The sequence below is a fragment of the Micromonospora sp. WMMA1996 genome, assembly GCF_002573675.1.
In the GTDB taxonomy this organism is placed as follows: domain Bacteria; phylum Actinomycetota; class Actinomycetes; order Mycobacteriales; family Micromonosporaceae; genus Micromonospora; species Micromonospora sediminicola.
The window spans coordinates 926208-944074 of the sequence record NZ_PDHU01000003.1 but is presented as its reverse complement, the minus strand read 5'-3'; the positions used below and the strand labels follow the sequence as shown (position 1 = coordinate 944074).

Below are 17867 nucleotides of genomic sequence, written 5' to 3'. Positions count from 1 at the left end.
AACCCGGTGAGCCCGGCCCGGGGGCCGTTCCGCGACTGGGTGTCACCACGCCCACCCTCGCACCTGACCGCCATCCGTGTCGGCGTACCGTCGTCCGACGCCCCCTGTTCCTGGAGGCCACCCCATGGGCCGTTATCTGGTGAGACGGCTACTCCAACTCGTGCCGGTCTTCATCGGCACGACGTTCCTGATCTACTGGCTCGTCTGGTCGGTGCCCGGCGACCCGTTCGCCGGCAAGTGCGGTGAGCGGCGCTGCCCGCAGCAGTACATCGACTTCATGACCGACAAGTACAACCTGGATCAGAACATCTTCGTCCAGTACTTCACGTACATGCAGAACCTGCTGCAGGGCGACTTCGGCGAGACGTTCAGCGGTCGGTCGATCAACGACATCATCCTGACGTCGTACCCGAACACCATGAAGCTGGCCGTCGTGGCGCTGGCGATCGAGGCGGTCATCGGCCTCACCGCCGGTGTGCTGACCGGCCTGCGGCGCAACGGCTTCCTGGACAACCTGGTGCTCGTCTCCACGCTGTTCCTGATCGCGCTGCCGGTCTTCGTGGTCGGCTTCGTGCTGCAGTGGCTGTTCGGCGTGCAGTGGGGCATCGTCAAGCCGACGGTCTCCAGCGAGATGCGCTTCTCGGAACTGATCATTCCGGGCTTCGTGCTGGGAAGTGCCTCGATGGCGTACATCGCCCGGGTGGCACGCACCAGCATCGCCGAGAACCGGCGCTCCGACTACGTGCGCACCGCGATCGCCAAGGGCCTGCCGATGCGCCGGGTGGTCGGGGTGCACCTGCTGCGCAACTCGCTGATCCCGGTGGTCACGCTGCTCGGCACGGACCTGGGCGCCCTGATGGGTGGCGCGATCGTCACCGAGGGCATCTTCCAGATCAACGGAATCGGCCGACAGGTCTTCCGTTCGATCGTCACCAAGGAGAGCGCTACCGTTGTCTCCATCGTGATCGTGCTGGTGCTTGTCTACCTGCTGATGAACCTGCTGGTGGACCTGCTGTACGCAGCCCTGGACCCGAGGATCCGTTATGAGTGACCCCTCCACCGCATCGATCGTCAGCACCCCCCGTCCCGAGGAGCCGCGCGAGCTCGCGGCGTCGCCCGGCGCCGGGCTGCCCGAGGGCGCCCGCAAGGAGAAGCCGCGCGGTCTGCTCGGCGACGCCTGGCGTGACCTGCGTCGCAAGCCCCTCTTCTGGATCTCGGCGGCGTTCATCCTGCTGTTCGTCGTGATGGCGGCCTTCCCGTCGCTGTTCTCCTCGGGCGACGCCGTCAACGGCGACCTGTCCCGCAGCCTCGGCAAGCCGTCGGCGGACGCCTGGTTCGGCTACGACGTGCAGGGCCGGGACGTGTACGCCCGCACCATCTACGGCGCCCGGGCCTCCATCGTCGTGGCGCTGCTGTCGGTGCTGGGCACGATGCTCATCGGCGGGGCCATGGGCATGATCGCCGGCTACCGCGGTGGCTGGGTGGACTCGCTGCTCTCCCGGATCGCGGACGTCTTCTTCGGCCTGCCGTTCGTGCTGGGCGCGATCGTCATCCTGACCACGTTCAACGGCTCGGGCAGCAGCAACAGCAAGGCCCAGATCATGTTCCTGGTGATCATGTCGCTGACGGTGCTGAGCTGGCCGGTGGTGATGCGGCTGATGCGGTCCTCGGTCCTGGCCACGCGGGAGGCCGACTACATCGTGGCGGCGCGCGCGCTCGGCGCCGGCACCGGGCGGATCGTGCTGAAGCACCTGCTCCCGAACTGTCTGGCCCCGCTGCTGGTCTACGGGACCATCATGGTCGGGTCGTTCATCGGCGCCGAGGCGACGCTGTCCTTCCTGGGCGTCGGCCTGAAGAGTCCGGTTGTGTCGTGGGGCATCATGATCAGCGAGGCGCAGAACTATATCCGTGTCGCGCCGTTCCTGCTGTTCTTCCCTGCCGCGTTCCTCGTCGCGGCCGTGCTGAGCTTCGTGATGCTCGGCGAGGCGGTCCGCGAGGCCCTCGACCCGAAGCTCCGATAGGGGAACTGAGTTGTCCGACATTCTCGTGTCCGAGCAGTCCGCTCCGGGCGCCGACGGATCCGGCCGCCCCTCGGGCCGCCTGCTCGAGGTCGACGACCTGCGGGTGGAGTTCCGTACCAGGGACGGCGTCGCCAAGGTCATCAACGGGGTGACGTACCACGTCGACGCGGGGGAGACCCTCGCCGTGCTCGGCGAGTCCGGCTCCGGCAAGAGCGTCACCGCGCAGACCGTCATGGGCATCCTGGACACCCCGCCCGGGTTCGTCACCGGCGGCCAGGTGCGCTTCCACGGCAAGGACATGCTCAAGATGTCCGCCGAGCAGCGGCGTCGGATCCGTGGCGAGGGCATCGCCATGATCTTCCAGGACTCGCTCTCGGCCCTCAACCCGGTTTTCACCGTCGGCTTCCAGATCGCGGAGCAGTTCCGCATCCGCCGCGGCCTCAGCCGCGCGGACGCCAAGAAGCGCGCGATCGAGATGCTCGACCAGGTGAAGATCCCCAACGCCAAGGGTCGGTTCAGCAACTACCCGCACCAGTTCTCCGGCGGTATGCGGCAGCGGGCGATGATCGCCATGTCGCTGGCGCTCGACCCGGAGGTGCTGATCGCGGACGAGCCGACCACCGCGCTGGACGTGACCGTGCAGGCCCAGATCATGGACCTGCTCGGCGAGCTCCAGCGGGAACGGCAGATGGGCATGATCCTGATCACCCACGACCTCGGCGTGGTCGCCGACGTCGCGGACCGGATCGCGGTCATGTACGCCGGCCGGATCGTCGAGGAAGCCGACGTCTACGACCTGTACGGCAAGCCCGCCCACCCGTACACGCTCGGCCTGCTCAACTCGATCCCGCGGATGGACGAGAAGGGGCAGGAGCTCCGGACCATCAAGGGGCTCCCGCCGAACCTGATGAACATCCCGTCGGGATGCGCCTTCAACCCGCGCTGCCCGATGGCGCAGCCGGTGTGCCGGGAGAAGGTGCCGCCGCTGCTGCAGCTGGGCAACGGCCGGGCCAGCGCCTGCCACTTCGCCGAGGAGCTCGTGAACCGTGACTGAGAACATCATCGAGGTCCGTGACCTGGTCAAGCACTACCCCGTGACCCGGGGCATCGTGTTCAAGAAGACCATCGGGCACGTCAAGGCGGTCGACGGCGTCTCCTTCGACCTCAAGGCCGGCGAGACGCTCGGCGTGGTCGGCGAGTCCGGCTGCGGCAAGTCGACGCTCGCCCGGGTGCTGATGAACCTGGAGAAGCCGACCGCCGGTCAGGTGCTCTACAAGGGTCAGGACATCTCCAAGCTCTCCGGTGGCGCGCTGCGGCGGCTGCGCCGGCAGATCCAGCTGGTGATGCAGGACCCGTACACCTCGCTGAACCCCCGCATGACGGTGGGTGACCTGATCGGCGAGCCGTTCGAGATTCACCCCGAGGTGGCTCCGAAGGGCAGCCGGCGCAGCAAGGTCAAGGAGCTGCTCGACCTGGTCGGCCTCAACCCGGAGCACATCAACCGGTACCCGCACCAGTTCTCGGGCGGTCAGCGGCAGCGCATCGGCATCGCCCGGGCGCTGGCGCTGCGGCCCGAGGTGATCGTCTGCGACGAGCCGGTGTCGGCCCTGGACGTGTCCATCCAGGCGCAGGTGATGAACCTGCTGGAGAAGCTCCAGGCCGAGTTCGGCCTGTCGTACGTCTTCATCGCCCACGACCTGTCGGTCGTGCGCCACCTGTCCGACCGGGTCGCCGTCATGTACCTGGGCAAGATGGTGGAGGTCGGCACCGAGGACGAGATCTACGAGCGGCCGACCCACCCGTACACCCAGGCGCTGCTGTCCGCGGTGCCGGTGCCGGACCCGACGCTGCGGGAGAGCAAGGCGATCATCCGGCTCCAGGGCGACGTCCCCTCGCCGATCAGCCCGCCCTCGGGCTGCCGGTTCCGCACCCGGTGCTGGAAGGCGCAGGACCTCTGCGCCCAGGAGGTGCCGCTGCTCCAGATCCGGCCGGGCTCGGACCACCCGAGCGCCTGCCACTTCGCGGAGAAGCGGGAGATCGTCGTCACCCACGGCGCGGCCTGATCCCGACCGGACCGCCTGTCCGCGTCAGTCGACGCGGGCAGGCGGTCCGTCGTATCCGGCGCCGGTCACAGCGGGCCGCGGCCGGCGCGCAGCAGCAGCAGCGCGAGCTGGGTGCCGTCGGCGCCGAGTTCGGAGCGGAAGCGCTCCAGGATCTCGCGTTCGCGGGAGAGCACCAGCCGGGTCCCGCCGGAGGCCATCCGGGTCGCGCCGACCTCCTGGGAGAGCGCGGCGCGCTCCTGCCAGAGCGCGATCAGCGTCCGGTCGATCTCGTCGATCCGTCGCCGGATCTCCCCGATCCGCTCGGCCGCCGCCGAGTCGTCGGTGCCGGTCCGGGCCGCCGCGGCACCGGTCGGGTCACCGCCGGCCGGCCGGTCGTGCCGCGCCAGGCTGCCGCTGGACTCCACCACGTCAGTCATCATCGTCGTCCCTCTCGGGGCTCGGACCCGGTACCCGGATCCCGGGACGGAAAAGCCCCGGGCTCGGGGAGCCCGGGGCGTTTCGTAGGTCTGGATGATCAGGCGCGACCCACGGCTGCCGGACTCCCGGTGCCGTAGTAAAAGAAGCGCTGATCGAACACGCCGTCGAGTATGCCGACCGGCAGGGCGGGCGCGCAAGGAAACCGGCCAACAGGTGGGACGTGACGCCGCCCGCGCACCCGGGCGCGCGGGCGGGGAAGTGTCCGGCCGACGGCATAGACTCGGACTGCGATGCATCCTCTCTTCGACATTCCCGCGTCCCCGCCCGCGCCGGAGTCCCGGCCGACCCCGCCGCGCCGCTCCGGGGCCGCCCGGTCCGACCCGCAGGCCCTCCTCGACGGCCTGAACGGCCCCCAGCGCGACGCGGTGACCCACGCCGGCTCCCCGCTGCTGATCGTGGCCGGCGCCGGCTCCGGCAAGACCCGGGTGCTGACCAACCGGATCGCCTACCTGCTCGGCGCCCGGGACGTGCACCCCGGCGAGATCATCGCGATCACGTTCACCAACAAGGCCGCCGGCGAGATGAAGGAGCGGGTGGCCGCGCTGGTCGGCCCGCGCGCCCGGCTCATGTGGGTCTCGACGTTCCACTCGGCCTGCGTACGCATCCTGCGCGCCGAGCACGAGCACGCCGGCCTGAAGTCCACCTTCTCGATCTACGACGCCGACGACTCCCGGCGGCTGATGCAGATGGTCGCCCGCGAGCTGGACCTGGACCCGAAGCGCTATCCCGCCCGGGGCCTCGCCGCGCAGGTCTCCAACCTGAAGAACGAGCTGGTCGACCCCGAGGAGTTCGCCGGCCGGGCCAAGGGGCCGAACGAGCGGGCCCTGGCCGAGGCCTACACGCTCTACCAGCGGCGGCTGCGTGAGGCGCACGCGCTCGACTTCGACGACCTGATCATGACGACGGTGCACCTGCTCCAGTCCCACCCGCACGTGGCGGAGAGCTACCGGCGCCGGTTCCGGCACGTGCTGGTGGACGAATACCAGGACACCAACCACGCCCAGTACGTGCTGATCAAGGAGCTGGTCTCCGGCACCGAGGGCGTCCCGCCGGCCGAGCTGTGCGTGGTCGGTGACGCCGACCAGTCGATCTACGCGTTCCGCGGCGCGACCATCCGCAACATCCTGGAGTTCGAGCGGGACTTCACCGACGCCCGCACGATCCTGCTGGAGCAGAACTACCGCTCGACCCAGACCATCCTCAACGCGGCCAACGCGGTGATCGACCGGAACACCTCGCGCAAGCCCAAGCGGCTGTGGAGCGACGCCGGCGCCGGCGAGCAGATCGTCGGCTACGTCGCCGACACCGAGCACGCCGAGGCGGACTGGGTGGCCCGGGAGATCGACCGGCTGGTCGACGGCGGCGACACCCGCCCGGGCGACGTTGCCGTCTTCTACCGCACCAACGCCATGTCGCGGGTGTTCGAAGAGGTCTTCATCCGGGTCGGCCTGCCCTACAAGGTGGTCGGCGGGGTGCGCTTCTACGAGCGCAAGGAGGTCCGCGACGCGCTGGCCTACCTGCGGGCGGTGGTCAACGACGACGACACGGTCAGCCTGCGCCGGATCCTCAACACCCCGCGCCGGGGCATCGGCGAGCGGGCCGAGGCCTGCGTCGAGGCGCTGGCGTCACAGGACCGCATCTCCTTCGGCGCCGCGTTGCGCCGCGCCAGGACGGCGCCGGGGATCTCCACCCGGGCGGCCAACGGCATCGCCGAGTTCGTCGCGCTGCTCGACGAGGCGCGTGAGCTGGCCGCCACCGGCACCCCGGAGGAGGTGCTGGAGGCGCTGCTGACCCGCTCGGGCTACCTGGCCGAGCTGGAGGAGAGCCTCGACCCGCAGGACGCCGGCCGGGTGGACAACCTCCAGGAGCTGGTGAGTGTCGCCCGGGAATACACCGAGCGGATCGAGGCGCTGGGCGCCGACGACGAGCGGGCCACCCTGGCCGGTTTCCTGGAGCAGGTGGCGCTGGTCGCCGACGCCGACCAGATCCCCTCCGACGACCCGGACCATCAGGGTGTCGTCACGCTCATGACGCTGCATACGGCCAAGGGCCTGGAGTTCCCGGTGGTCTTCCTGACCGGCCTGGAGGACGGCGTCTTCCCGCACCTGCGCTCGCTCGGCGACACCCGCGAGCTGGAGGAGGAGCGACGCCTGGCGTACGTGGGCATCACCCGGGCCCGGCAGCGCCTCTACCTGTCCCGGGCGGTCACCCGGTCGGCCTGGGGCGCGCCGGCCTACAACCCGCCGTCGCGGTTCCTGGAGGAGTTGCCGCCGGAGCTGGTCCGGTGGGAGCGCACCGAGGGCTCGTACACCTCGTGGGGCGGCGGTGGGGGCGGCGTCGGCGGCCGGGCGGACCGGATGGGCCGCGGCGGCTTCGCCGGTGGCACCCCGAAGGCGACCGAGCTGGCCAAGCGTCTGGGCGTGGACGCCAGCCGGTTGTCCACCGCGAGCGAGCTGAAGCAGGCGCCCAAGGTCTCGGCCGGCGACCGGGTCAACCACCAGCGCTACGGCCTGGGTCGGGTGCTGGCGGTGGAGGGCGCCGGCCCGGGCGCCCGGGCCCAGATCGACTTCGGCGACCAGACCATGTGGCTGGTGCTGCGGCACGCCCCGATCGACAAGCTCTGACCGACGGGAGGGGCCCGGTCCGGCGTGCCGCCGGGCCGGGCCCCTCCTTGTGCCGTGGCCGTCAGCAGGCCACGTCGACGCCCCGGGCGCGCAGGAACGGCGCCGGGTCGATCTGGTTCCACATCGCGCCCTGGTGCACCTCGAAGTGCAGGTGCGGTCCGGTCGCGTCACCGGTCGCGCCCTCGTAGCCGATGACCTGGCCGGCCCGGACCTTGTCGCCGACGTCGACGAGGAGCCGGCTCTGGTGCGCGTAGTGCGTCAGGTAGCCGTTGTGGTGGTCGACGAAGACCGAGTTGCCGTAACCGTCACCGACGTCGCCGGCCTTGACCACGGTGCCCGCCGCGGCGGCCCGGATCGGCGTGCCGGCGGGCATGGCGAAGTCGATGCCCGCGTGCAGGGTTCCCCACCGCTGCCCGTAGCAGGAGGTGATCTCGGCGCCCTTCATCGGGATCACCCAGCCGGGCTTCGGCGCGGCCTTCTTCTTCGGCTTCGGCTTCACCGTCTTCCTCGGCTTCGGGGCGGCCGCGCTCGGGCTCGGGGACGGGCTGGCCGGGGTGGCCGACGGCGTGACGGGACTGACCGACTCCCGGGCCGAGCGGTCGGCGCGGGCGGCGTCCTCCGCGCGTGCCCGCGCGTCGAAGTCGACCGCCGCCGGCGCCGGGGTCGGTTCATCGGTGGTCGCGACCACGACACCGCCAAGGCCGAGCCCGAGCAGGGCCACCGCGCCGGTGACCAGGTATACGGTGCGCCGTGCCCGGCGGGGGCGCCGGTGGCGGGCGGGGGCGTTGTCCGGGGTGTTGCCGTTCGGGGTGGGACTGCTGTGTTGCACGGGGACCTTCACCAGTCGAGGGGCACGTGACCTCGAAATACTGGTGTCAGCGGCGGGGCGGCCGGGCCGGCGGGTCTCCCGGCCGGGCCGGTCCGGGCCGGCGTCCTGCCCGGGTTGACGCCGCTTGGGTGGTTCCCCGGAAGAGACGATCACCGGCCGGTGTGGGCCCGCTCACATCCGCAACTGTGATCCAGCAGACTTGCCGACAGACGAAACCGCCCGGATCACGGGATCCGGGCGGTCATCGGGCGGTGCGGAGGGTCAGGACGCGGCCACGTCGCCGTAGAGTGCCTCGGTTTCGAGCTTGATGTCCACTCCGCGCTCCTGGAGCCACGGCACCGGGTCCAGCGGCTGGCCGTTGACATGGACCTCGAGGTGCAGGTGGGAGCCGTAGGAGTGGCCGGTGTTGCCGACCAGGCCGAGCTGATCGCCGGCCTTGACCTCCTGGCCCTCCTTGACGGTCACCGCGGAGGAGTGGCCGTAGATGGCCTCGCTGCCGTCGGAGTGCTTGACGATCACCGCGTAGCCGTAGCCGCCGAACCAGCCGGCCTTGGTGACGGTGCCGGAGTGGATGGCCTTGTAGGGCGTGCCCTCGGGCGCGACCAGGTCGATGCCGGTGTGCAGCTTGCCCCAGCGCACGCCGTAGGGCGACTTGAAGTCGTAGCCGTGCAGGGGGAGGAGCCAGGGGTCCTGCTCGCTCGCGGCGGCGTCGGTCGACCGGTCGTCACGGGTGGCGCGGTCGGCGCTGTCGGCCCGGGCCGCGGCGTCCTGGCTGGCGACCGAGGCCTGCCGGAGCTCGTCGAGGACCGAGGGGCTGACGCTCTTGGCGTCGGGGAGGGCGTTCGCGCCGAGGGCGACGATGCCGGCGCCGACGAAGGCGGTGGTGACGACCGCCGCGTAGCGGCTCCGCGGGGGGGTGGGTACGCGGCGACGGCCGCGATATCGATCGGGCTCAGACGACAGGCGCTGGCGCACGCACACCCTCCGTTGTCGGGGATCCGATGCGACTCCGGACCGTTCGGTGAAGCTCCGCCGAACCTCCGGTGTCGCGTCGTCACCCGTCCGTGGACTCGATGACAACCGTGGACACGTTAGCCAACCGCCACTCCTGTCACAAGCCGAAGCGCCGAACTGGCGTTTCGTTATGTCCAATTCCATCCGAGCTTGTCATATCTCGTGCCGCTGGTCGGATGGCCCGTCAACTGTCCGTTCGTCGCGGACAGTGACCGATCGGCGGAGGTGTCCGACTTCCGGCGTACGAGGTCGGGCGGTAGTGCGCGGCCCGGCTTCCCGCCCCGCGCCCGGCCGGGTTACCGTTCGTTCAGGTCAGCAGTGCCGGTGCCGGTGAAAGGTGTGCGCAGATGAGCTCTCGAATCCGGGTCGTCGTCGCGAAGCCCGGCCTGGACGGCCACGACCGGGGCGCGAAGGTCGTCGCCCGTGCCCTGCGCGACGCGGGCATGGAGGTCATCTACACCGGTCTGCACCAGACGCCCGAGCAGATCGTCGAAACGGCCATCCAGGAGGACGCGGACGCGGTCGGTCTCTCCGTGCTCTCCGGCGCGCACATGACCCTGTTCAAGCGGGTCCTCGAACTGCTCGCCGAGCGCGAGGCGGCGGACATCGTGGTCTTCGGTGGCGGCATCATCCCCGAGGCCGACATCCCGGAGCTGGAGCGGCTCGGCGTCGCGAAGATCTTCACCCCGGGCGCGACCACCGGGTCGATCGTCGACTGGGTGCGGGAGAACGTCGCCCAGCCGGTCGGCTGACCGGCCGGTCTCCGCGGGCCCGGTCCCGAACCCGGGCAGGGGGAGGGGCCGGACGCACCCCTCACACGCCCGGCCCCTCTATGCACGATGCCCCGCCGCCACCCCTCGACCGACAGGGCATCGGCCGCTCCCGCCGTCGCGCTTGACCAGCGCTCCGACATCAGACTCAACGACGCCCCCGACGGGGGGTTACGCCCGGCTCCGGACATCCCCCGGACGGCTGACGCCGCGCGCTCCGGCGGCCCCCGTCCGTCGCTCGGCCGTCCACCCCGGCGACGACGGCTGTGCATTACCGCACACCGCGCACCCGCTCGGTTGCCGCTGGTTCCCATCTCGTTAGGCTGCGGCAAATGGCCTGTCTGTTCTGATGACAGGCGTCAAACTGATTTTCCAACGCTGGTGGCGGCGCGACGGCGCGCCGCGGAGACGGGACGGGACGCGCAATCGTGGACCTGTACGAGTACCAGGGGCGGGACCTGTTCGAGCGGCACGGCTTGCCCGTGCTCGCCGGCGGCGTCGCCACTACCCCGGAGGAGGCCCGCGCGATCGCCGAACGCCTCGGCGGTCGGGTGGTCGTCAAGGCGCAGGTGAAGGTCGGCGGCCGCGGCAAGGCCGGCGGCGTGAAGCTGGCCGAGGGCGCGGAGGAGACGGTGGCCCGGGCCACCGACATCCTCGGCATGGACATCAAGGGTCACACCGTCCACAAGGTCATGATCACCGTGACCGCGGACGTGGCCGAGGAGTACTACTTCTCGTACCTACTCGACCGGGCGAACCGCACCTTCCTCTGCATCGCCAGCGTCGCCGGCGGCATGGACATCGAGCAGGTCGCCGCCGAGACCCCGGACCGGGTCGTCAAGGCGCCGATCGACGCCAACACCGGCGTCGACGAGGCCAAGGCGCGCGAGATCGTCACCGCGGCCGGCTTCCCGGCCGAGATCGCCGACCAGGTCGTCGACGTCGCGGTCAAGCTGTGGCAGGCGTTCGTCGCCGAGGACGCCACGCTGGTCGAGGTGAACCCGCTGGCCACCACCAAGGACGGCAAGCTGCTGCTCCTGGACGCCAAGGTCACCCTGGACGAGAACGCCGGGTTCCGGCACCCGGACCACGAGGCCCTGGTCGACCAGGCGTCGGTGGACCCGCTGGAGCAGGCCGCCAAGGCCAAGGACCTCAACTACGTCAAGCTCGACGGCGAGGTCGGCATCATCGGCAACGGCGCGGGCCTGGTCATGTCCACGCTCGACGTGGTCGCGTACGCCGGTGAGCGGCACGGCGGCGTCAAGCCGGCCAACTTCCTCGACATCGGCGGCGGCGCGAGCGCCGAGGTGATGGCGAACGGCCTGGAGATCGTCCTCTCCGACCCGTCGGTGAAGAGCGTCTTCGTCAACGTGTTCGGCGGCATCACCGCGTGCGACGCGGTCGCCAACGGCATCGTGCAGGCGCTGGCGCTGCTCGAGCAGCGCGGCGAGAAGGCCACCAAGCCGCTCGTGGTCCGCCTCGACGGCAACAACGCCGAGGCCGGTCGGGCCATCCTCGACGGCGCGGCCAACCCGCTCATCCAGCGGGTCGACACCATGGACGGCGCGGCCGAGCGGGCCGCCGAGCTGGCAGCTGCGGGGGTCTGACAATGGCTATCTGGCTGACCAAGGACTCCAAGGTCATCGTGCAGGGGATGACCGGTTCCGAGGGTTCCAAGCACACCCGGCGGATGCTCGCGGCGGGCACCACCGTCGTCGGCGGCGTCAACCCGCGCAAGGCCGGTACCACCGTCGACTTCGACGGCACCGAGCTGCCCGTCTTCGCCTCCGTCGCGGACGCGATGAAGGAGACCGGGGCCGACGTCACGGTCATCTTCGTGCCGCCGCAGTTCACCAAGGCCGCCGTGGTCGAGGCGATCGACGCCGGCATCGACCTGGCCGTGGTGATCACCGAGGGCGTACCGGTGCACGACACCGCCGCGTTCTGGGCGTACAACGTCGCCCAGGGTGAGCGGACCCGGATCATCGGCCCGAACTGCCCGGGCATCGCCTCGCCGGGCGCGTCCAACGCCGGCATCATCCCGGCCGACATCACCGGCTCCGGCCGGATCGGCCTGGTCAGCAAGAGCGGCACGCTGACCTACCAGATGATGTACGAGCTGCGCGACATCGGCTTCTCCACCTGCGTCGGCATCGGTGGTGACCCGATCATCGGCACCACCCACATCGACGCGCTGGCCGCCTTCGAGGCGGACCCGGAGACCGACGCCATCGTCATGATCGGTGAGATCGGCGGCGACGCCGAGGAGCGCGCGGCCGAGTTCATCAAGGCCAACGTCACCAAGCCGGTGGTCGGCTACATCGCCGGCTTCACCGCCCCGCCCGGCAAGACCATGGGTCACGCCGGCGCGATCATCTCCGGCTCGGCCGGCACCGCCGACGCGAAGAAGGCGGCGCTGGAGGCGGTCGGCGTCAAGGTCGGCAAGACCCCGACCGAGACCGCCAAGCTCATGCGGGAGATCATGTCGGGCCGCTGAGCGGTCGCACGACGTGCCGAGGGGGTCGACCGGGTCCGGTCGGCCCCCTCACGCTCAGCGGTACCAGTACGGGTAGTAGTAGCTGCCCCGGGCCCGCACGATGGCGCTGGCCACGATGTTGACGACGCCGAACGCGATGGCCAGCCAGCCGAGCAAGGGTGACTTGCCGTTGCGCCGCGCGTCGCGGATGGACAACCACCCGAAGACGATGCCCAGGATTCCGCAGCAGAGCAGGCCGAGCACGATGCCGAGAACGCCCCAGAGCGTGGTCCGGTCCCGGCCGGCGGCCGGTGGCGGCGGTGGCGGCGGATACGGAGCGTTCACGGCTTCCTCCGAGCGGTCGGTGCCGCGACAGGAAAGGTCGCGTCTGAAGCCGAGGCTAGACGGATCACCACCGCCGATCCGGGGGTTCGGCGAACTCGCCGCGGTATCGGACTGCCGTCCTTCGTGCGGCGTGCCAGAGTAGACGCGATGTCACGTGTCACCCCTGACCAGCCCCGCCGCTCGGCCGCCGGTCCCGGCGCCGGTGCCCGGCCGCCCGGCCGTGCCCGCCCCGGTGTCCGCGTGCCCGCGCCCCGGGCGGGCGAGCCGTCCCGCAGCCGGGCGCCGCTGCCCGTCGCCGCCGGGGTGGCCGCGCTCTGGGCCGCGGTGACCTCCTGGCTGCCGGTCACCGTGGTGCTCGGCCTGGCCCAGCTCAGCGAGGACGCGGGCTCGCTCGGCGGCGCGGTCCGCGCCGGCCTCGCCGGCTGGCTGCTCGGGCACGGGGTGCCGCTGCAGACCGCGGCCGGGCCGCTCGGCCTGGCGCCGCTCGCGCTGAGCGCGCTCGTCGTCTGGCGGCTCACCCGCGCCGGGGTGCACGTCAGCCGCGCCGTCGGGGCCCGCGGCGGCGGCTCGCCCCGGCAGGCGCTCACCGTCGCGGTCGCCGTCGCCGTCGGATACGCGCTGCTCGGCGCGATCGCCGCGATCGCCGTCGGCGCGGGCGGCCTGCGGGTCTCCCCGGTCACCGCCGCGCTCACGTTCGCCGCGTTCGCCGCCCCTGCCGCCCTGGTCGGCGCACTGCGCACCACCGGGGTGTGGGGGCTGCTGGCGCGGCGCTGCCCGCCGGCCGTGCGGGACGGGCTGCGCACCGGCCTGGTCGCGGCGCTGCTGCTGTGCGGCGCGGGCGCCGGCGCGGCCGGGCTGGCGGTGGCCACCGGCGGCGGCGACGCGGCCGACATGATCGGGGCCTACCGCACCGGGGTGGCCGGTCAGGCCGGCATCACGCTGGTCAGCCTCGCCTACGCGCCGAACGCCACCGCCTGGTCGGTCAGCTACCTGCTCGGTCCCGGGTTCGCCGTCGGCACGGACACCGCCGTGCGCACCAGCGAGGTGTCGGTCGGCGCGTTGCCGGCCGTACCACTGCTCGCCGGTCTGCCGCGCGGGCCGGTGGACGGGCTCGGGTCGGGGCTGCTCGCGGTGCCCGTGCTGGCCGCGATGGCGGCCGGCTGGCTGCTCGCCCGGAGGCTGCTGCGGGTGGCGGCCGAGGAGCGGGCCGAGGTCGGGTGGGCGGCGCTGCTGGTGCCGGCGGCGCTCGCCGGGCCGGTCGCGGGCGCGCTGCTGGGGCTGGTCGCGGCGGCCTCCGGCGGCCCGCTCGGCGGTGGTCGGCTCGCCGAGATCGGTCCGGCGCCCTGGCCGGTGGCCGGCGTGGCCACGCTGGTGATCGCCGTGGGTGCGGCGCTCGGCGCCGCCGCCACCCGCACCCTGACCCGTCCCACCGCCCCGCCGTCCCGCCCGGCGCCCCCGCCCCGCGCCACCCCCGCCGCCCGCTGACCCCGCCCGTCCGGGAGGTGGGCCGGGAACGCGCGAGGGGGCGCCCGGCGGTCGCCGGACGCCCCCTGCACGGAGCCGGTCAGGAACCGAAGTTGCCCATGTTGATCGCGGCGCCGGCGATGGCGCTGATGATGCCGACGACCACACCGACACCACCGCAGATCAGGGCGGCCTTGGCCTGGCCCGGGTTGCTGGCCTCGCCCGCCTGGACCTTCTTCTGACCCATCACGCCGAGCACGATGCCGACGATGCCGGCCGGCACACCCAGCAGCGGGCAGCACAGGCCGAGCACGATCGAGGCGATGCCGACGATCATGCCGACGAGGCCCATGGTGTTGTTCTGACCCTGCCCCTGGCCCGGGCCGGCCGGGTAGCCGGCGGCCGGGTACTGCGGCGCGGCGCCGTACGGCTGCTGCTGCTGCGCGTACGGGTCCTGGCCGTAGGGCTGGCCGGAGGTGGGCTGGCCGTAGGGCTGACCCGAGGTCGGCTGCTGCCCGTACTGCGGCGCCTGCGGCGGCTGGGCGTACGGGTCGTGCGGCTGTGCGGTCGGGTGGTTCGGCTGCTGGCCGTACGGGTCCTGACCGGGGTATCCGGGCTGCATCGAGGTGCTCCTCAAACTGGGGGTCCATGGTCGGGTGCGCACGGCACCGGGCGACGGCAGCGTATCGTGTCGCCGCCATCGGGGAGATCACCAGCGGCGCGCCCGCCCGCGGACGGGACGCCCGGAGGGCACCGATAGGGTTGTCCGCGTGACCGAGCCCGCGTCCGTCGCCCGCCTCGTCGTCCTCGTCTCCGGTTCCGGCAGCAACCTCCAGGCGCTGCTGGACGCCGCCGCCGACCCCGGATACGGGGCCCGGGTGGTGGCCGTGGGCGCCGACCGGGACGGCATCGCCGGCCTGGACCGGGCCGCCGCGGCCGGCGTGCCGGCCTTCGTCGAGCGGCTCAAGGACCACCCGACCCGTGCCGACTGGGACAAGGCCCTCACCGCCCGCGTCGCCGACCACCGGCCCGACCTGGTCATCAGCGCGGGCTTCCTGAAGCTGGTCGGTCCGGAGTTCCTCACCGCGTTCGGCGACCGCTACCTGAACACGCACAACACGCTGCTGCCGGCGTTCCCCGGCATCCACGGTCCCCGCGACGCGCTGGCGTACGGCGTGAAGGTCACCGGGGCCACGTTGTTCTTCGTCGACGCCGGGATGGACACCGGCCCGATCGTCGCCCAGGTCGCCGTTCCGGTGCGTGACGACGACGACGAGGAGACGCTCACCGAGCGCATCAAGTCCGCCGAGCGCCGCCAGCTCGTCGAGCAGGTCGGCCGCCTGGTCCGTGAAGGTTGGACGATCACCGGCAGAAAGGTCACCATCCCGTGAGCACCACTCAGGACGCCCGCCCGATCCGGCGCGCGCTGGTCAGCGTCTACGACAAGACCGGCCTGGTCGAGCTGGCCCGGGCCCTGCACGAGGCGGGCGTGGAGATCGTCTCGACCGGCAGCACCGCGTCGACGATCTCCGGCGCGGGCGTGCCGGTGACGCCGGTCGAGCAGGTCACCGGCTTCCCGGAGATCCTCGACGGACGGGTCAAGACCCTGCACCCGAAGATCCACGGTGGCCTCCTCGCCGACCTGCGCAAGGACGCGCACGCCGCGCAGCTCGACGAGCACGGCATCGCCGGGATCGACCTGCTGGTCTCCAACCTCTACCCGTTCCAGGCCACCGTCGCCTCCGGCGCCGACCTCGACGAGTGCGTCGAGCAGATCGACATCGGCGGGCCGGCCATGGTCCGGGCCGCCGCGAAGAACCACGCCTCGGTGGCGGTGGTGACCGACCCGGCCGCGTACCCGGCGGTGCTCGCCGCGCTCGCCGACGGCGGCTTCACCCTGGCCCAGCGGCGCGCGCTCGCCGCCCGCGCGTTCGCCGACATCGCCGACTACGACGTGGCCGTGGCCGACTGGTTCGCCTCCACCGTGGCCCCGGCGGAGGACGGATGGCCGCGGTTCGCCGGGTCGGCGCTGCGCCGCCAGGCCGTGCTGCGCTACGGCGAGAACCCGCACCAGACGGCGGCCCTCTACACCGACCCGGGCGCGCCGGCCGGCCTGGCCCAGGCCGAGCAGCTGCACGGCAAGGAGATGTCCTACAACAACTACGTGGACGCGGACGCCGCCTGGCGGGCCGCGCACGACTTCCCCGACCAGCCCGCGGTGGCGATCATCAAGCACGCCAACCCGTGCGGCATCGCGGTCGGCGCGGACGTGGCCGAGGCGCACCGCAGGGCGCACGCCTGCGACCCGGTCTCCGCCTTCGGCGGGGTGATCGCGGTGAACCGGCCGGTGAGCGTGGAGCTGGCCGGGCAGGTCGCGGAGATCTTCACCGAGGTGCTGGTGGCGCCGGGCTACGACGACGGCGCGCTGGAGTTGCTGCGGGCCAAGAAGAACATCCGGCTGCTGCGGGCGCCCGCGTTCGCCCCCCGGCCGGCCGAGTGGCGGCAGGTCGGCGGCGGCGTGCTGGTGCAGATGCGGGACGCGGTCGACGCGCCCGGCGACGACCCGGCCAACTGGACGCTGGCCACCGGCGACGCGGCCGACGAGGCCACGCTGCGCGACCTGGTGTTCGCCTGGCGGGCGGTACGCGCGGTGAAGAGCAACGCGATCCTGCTGGCCCGCGACGGCGCCACCGTCGGCGTCGGGATGGGCCAGGTCAACCGGGTCGACTCGGCGCGGCTGGCGGTCAGCCGGGCCGGCGACGAGCGGGCGCGGGGCTCGGTCTGCGCCTCGGACGCGTTCTTCCCGTTCGCCGACGGGCCGAAGATCCTCATCGACGCGGGCGTCCGGGCGATCGTGCAGCCCGGCGGCTCGATCCGCGACGAGGAGACCATCGCGGCCTGCAAGGAGGCCGGCGTGACCATGTACCTGACCGGCACCCGGCACTTCTTCCACTAGATCCTGGTTCCCCGGGGGTCGAGCGGCCCCGCAGAGAGACGGTTCAGATCTGAGCGATATACCTCAGAGGCATATTCATGACTCTGAGGTATATCGCTTCACGCACCCCGGTCCCGCCGGCCGCGACACGCCGGCAGGGCCGGTGGCGGAACGCACCGGCTCCAGGTGGCCCCGCCGTACGTGCGCCGTTGCCGGCCGCCCTGGCCGGTTGCTAGCGTGTGCCCGGCGACAACGATCGACCGTCTCCACTGTCCATGAGCCCCGGCAGGTGTGCCATGCGCGTACGCGACCGGTTGACCGCCGTCGTCGTCACGTTGGCGTTCGTCCTGGCCGCGTTCGGCGCCGCCGTCGGCCTGCCCGCCGTCGGCCTGCCCGCCGTCGGCCTGCCCGCCGTCGGCGCGAGCGCCGCCGGGCCGTCCACCGCCGGTCCGTCCGCCGCCGGGCCGTCCGCCGCCGGGCCGTCCACCGCCGGTCCGGCCGATGCCGGCCCGGGTGCCGCCGTACCCGCCCGGGGTTGCCGGGCCTTGCCGGTCGCGTCGCTCGGCGCGTACCCGCAACGGCCGTGCGCGGAGCTGTCCGGTGGGTGGTGGGGTGAGCGGCGCGGCGGCCTCGCCTACGGCGACGGGCCGGACGAGCCGCTCCCGGCCGCGCCGCCGAGCGTCGCCGGTCCGATCGTGTCGGCGCGGCTCGTTCCCGGCCGTCGGCCGCCGGCCCGACCGCTGCCGCCGCCCGGCGTGCCGGCGGCGCGGGCGCCGCCCACCGCCTGAGCCGCGCCGGAGCCTGCCGCGTCGACCCGGCGGCACCGCCGCTGCCCGCCGTCGCCCACGG

Annotated in this window: 17 protein-coding genes; 12 read left to right on the top strand and 5 right to left on the bottom strand. The window is 72.4% G+C overall.

The annotated features are described in order from the left end of the window. The first annotated feature begins 124 nt into the window (after nucleotides 1-124). From COO58_RS24060 to COO58_RS24045, 4 genes are read left to right on the top strand one after another with little or no spacing between them, the layout of a single operon-like run. Nucleotides 125-1051: an ABC transporter permease gene (locus COO58_RS24060; protein WP_091570405.1), complete on the top strand. Its 927-nt coding sequence runs from the start codon at nucleotides 125-127 to the stop codon at nucleotides 1049-1051. Next, the gene (locus COO58_RS24055) at nucleotides 1044-2021 is read left to right on the top strand and encodes an ABC transporter permease (RefSeq protein ID WP_098747275.1); all 978 of its coding nucleotides are present in this window, start codon (nucleotides 1044-1046) and stop codon (nucleotides 2019-2021) included. Before COO58_RS24060 ends, COO58_RS24055 begins: the two co-directional genes overlap by 8 nt. A 25-nt stretch (nucleotides 2022-2046) precedes the next feature. Then, the gene (locus COO58_RS24050; RefSeq protein WP_098747272.1) at nucleotides 2047-3075 is read left to right on the top strand and encodes an ABC transporter ATP-binding protein; all 1029 of its coding nucleotides are present in this window, start codon (nucleotides 2047-2049) and stop codon (nucleotides 3073-3075) included. Continuing rightward, a complete protein-coding gene (locus COO58_RS24045) occupies nucleotides 3068-4084 on the top strand; it encodes an ABC transporter ATP-binding protein (protein ID WP_091570424.1) in 1017 nt (338 codons plus the stop codon). The genes COO58_RS24050 and COO58_RS24045 overlap by 8 nt, the downstream gene beginning before the upstream one ends. Before the next feature lie 65 nt (nucleotides 4085-4149). On the opposite strand, the gene COO58_RS24040 is transcribed toward COO58_RS24045, so the two are convergent. Next, on the bottom strand, nucleotides 4150-4503 hold the full coding sequence (locus tag COO58_RS24040) for a chorismate mutase (protein ID WP_091570427.1): 354 nt from the start codon (nucleotides 4501-4503) through the stop codon (nucleotides 4150-4152). Nucleotides 4504-4791: 288 nt separating this feature from the next. On the opposite strand from COO58_RS24040, the gene pcrA reads away from it, so the two are divergent. Further along, nucleotides 4792-7185 (top strand): DNA helicase PcrA, encoded by a 2394-nt coding sequence (gene pcrA, locus COO58_RS24035; protein ID WP_098747271.1) that lies wholly within the window; start codon nucleotides 4792-4794, stop codon nucleotides 7183-7185. A gap of 61 nt (nucleotides 7186-7246) precedes the next feature. Here pcrA and COO58_RS24030 read toward each other — a convergent pair whose 3' ends face one another. After that, complete coding sequence (locus COO58_RS24030) at nucleotides 7247-8014, bottom strand: M23 family metallopeptidase (protein WP_369700216.1); 768 nt, start codon at nucleotides 8012-8014, stop codon at nucleotides 7247-7249. A 261-nt stretch (nucleotides 8015-8275) separates the two neighbouring features. After that, on the bottom strand, nucleotides 8276-8989 hold the full coding sequence (locus COO58_RS24025; RefSeq protein ID WP_091570434.1) for a M23 family metallopeptidase: 714 nt from the start codon (nucleotides 8987-8989) through the stop codon (nucleotides 8276-8278). A gap of 386 nt (nucleotides 8990-9375) precedes the next feature. Between COO58_RS24025 and COO58_RS24020 the strand changes: the two genes are divergently transcribed. The 3 genes from COO58_RS24020 to sucD all read left to right on the top strand — a co-directional run bounded on the left by COO58_RS24020 (nucleotide 9376) and on the right by sucD (nucleotide 12295). Then, complete coding sequence (locus COO58_RS24020) at nucleotides 9376-9780, top strand: cobalamin B12-binding domain-containing protein (RefSeq protein WP_091570437.1); 405 nt, start codon at nucleotides 9376-9378, stop codon at nucleotides 9778-9780. Nucleotides 9781-10226: 446 nt separating this feature from the next. Beyond that, the gene (sucC, locus tag COO58_RS24015; protein ID WP_091570441.1) at nucleotides 10227-11405 is read left to right on the top strand and encodes an ADP-forming succinate--CoA ligase subunit beta; all 1179 of its coding nucleotides are present in this window, start codon (nucleotides 10227-10229) and stop codon (nucleotides 11403-11405) included. 2 nt (nucleotides 11406-11407) lie between these two features. After that, nucleotides 11408-12295: a succinate--CoA ligase subunit alpha gene (gene sucD, locus COO58_RS24010; RefSeq protein WP_091570445.1), complete on the top strand. Its 888-nt coding sequence runs from the start codon at nucleotides 11408-11410 to the stop codon at nucleotides 12293-12295. A 54-nt stretch (nucleotides 12296-12349) separates the two neighbouring features. Here the strand turns inward: sucD and COO58_RS24005 are convergent, their stop codons facing one another. After that, a complete protein-coding gene (locus tag COO58_RS24005; RefSeq protein ID WP_091570450.1) occupies nucleotides 12350-12619 on the bottom strand; it encodes a hypothetical protein in 270 nt (89 codons plus the stop codon). A gap of 147 nt (nucleotides 12620-12766) precedes the next feature. Here COO58_RS24005 and COO58_RS24000 point away from each other — a divergent pair, with 147 nt between their 5' ends. Further along, nucleotides 12767-14104 (top strand): DUF6350 family protein, encoded by a 1338-nt coding sequence (locus tag COO58_RS24000; protein ID WP_098747270.1) that lies wholly within the window; start codon nucleotides 12767-12769, stop codon nucleotides 14102-14104. A 79-nt stretch (nucleotides 14105-14183) separates the two neighbouring features. Here the strand turns inward: COO58_RS24000 and COO58_RS23995 are convergent, their stop codons facing one another. Continuing rightward, on the bottom strand, nucleotides 14184-14705 hold the full coding sequence (locus COO58_RS23995) for a DUF4190 domain-containing protein (protein WP_098747269.1): 522 nt from the start codon (nucleotides 14703-14705) through the stop codon (nucleotides 14184-14186). A 148-nt stretch (nucleotides 14706-14853) separates the two neighbouring features. Between COO58_RS23995 and purN the strand changes: the two genes are divergently transcribed. The 3 genes from purN (at nucleotide 14854) to COO58_RS23980 (ending at nucleotide 17806) form a co-directional block, all read left to right on the top strand. Next, on the top strand, nucleotides 14854-15474 hold the full coding sequence (purN, locus tag COO58_RS23990) for a phosphoribosylglycinamide formyltransferase (RefSeq protein WP_098747268.1): 621 nt from the start codon (nucleotides 14854-14856) through the stop codon (nucleotides 15472-15474). Continuing rightward, complete coding sequence (gene purH, locus COO58_RS23985) at nucleotides 15471-17039, top strand: bifunctional phosphoribosylaminoimidazolecarboxamide formyltransferase/IMP cyclohydrolase (protein WP_091570469.1); 1569 nt, start codon at nucleotides 15471-15473, stop codon at nucleotides 17037-17039. The genes purN and purH overlap by 4 nt, the downstream gene beginning before the upstream one ends. Before the next feature lie 275 nt (nucleotides 17040-17314). Further along, nucleotides 17315-17806 carry a hypothetical protein gene (locus tag COO58_RS23980; RefSeq protein ID WP_098747267.1) on the top strand — a complete coding sequence of 164 codons (492 nt, stop codon included), beginning with the start codon at nucleotides 17315-17317 and terminating at the stop codon, nucleotides 17804-17806. Nucleotides 17807-17867 lie beyond the last annotated feature (61 nt).

Coding starts and splice junctions, on each gene's coding strand:
- COO58_RS24040 (WP_091570427.1), bottom strand. CDS start 4,503: ATGATGACTGACGTGGTGGAGTCCAGCGGCAGCCTGGCGCGGCACGAC.
- pcrA (WP_098747271.1), top strand. CDS start 4,792: ATGCATCCTCTCTTCGACATTCCCGCGTCCCCGCCCGCGCCGGAGTCC.
- COO58_RS24055 (WP_098747275.1), top strand. CDS start 1,044: ATGAGTGACCCCTCCACCGCATCGATCGTCAGCACCCCCCGTCCCGAG.
- COO58_RS24020 (WP_091570437.1), top strand. CDS start 9,376: ATGAGCTCTCGAATCCGGGTCGTCGTCGCGAAGCCCGGCCTGGACGGC.
- COO58_RS24000 (WP_098747270.1), top strand. CDS start 12,767: ATGTCACGTGTCACCCCTGACCAGCCCCGCCGCTCGGCCGCCGGTCCC.
- COO58_RS23980 (WP_098747267.1), top strand. CDS start 17,315: ATGCGCGTACGCGACCGGTTGACCGCCGTCGTCGTCACGTTGGCGTTC.
- COO58_RS24060 (WP_091570405.1), top strand. CDS start 125: ATGGGCCGTTATCTGGTGAGACGGCTACTCCAACTCGTGCCGGTCTTC.
- sucD (WP_091570445.1), top strand. CDS start 11,408: ATGGCTATCTGGCTGACCAAGGACTCCAAGGTCATCGTGCAGGGGATG.
- COO58_RS23995 (WP_098747269.1), bottom strand. CDS start 14,705: ATGCAGCCCGGATACCCCGGTCAGGACCCGTACGGCCAGCAGCCGAAC.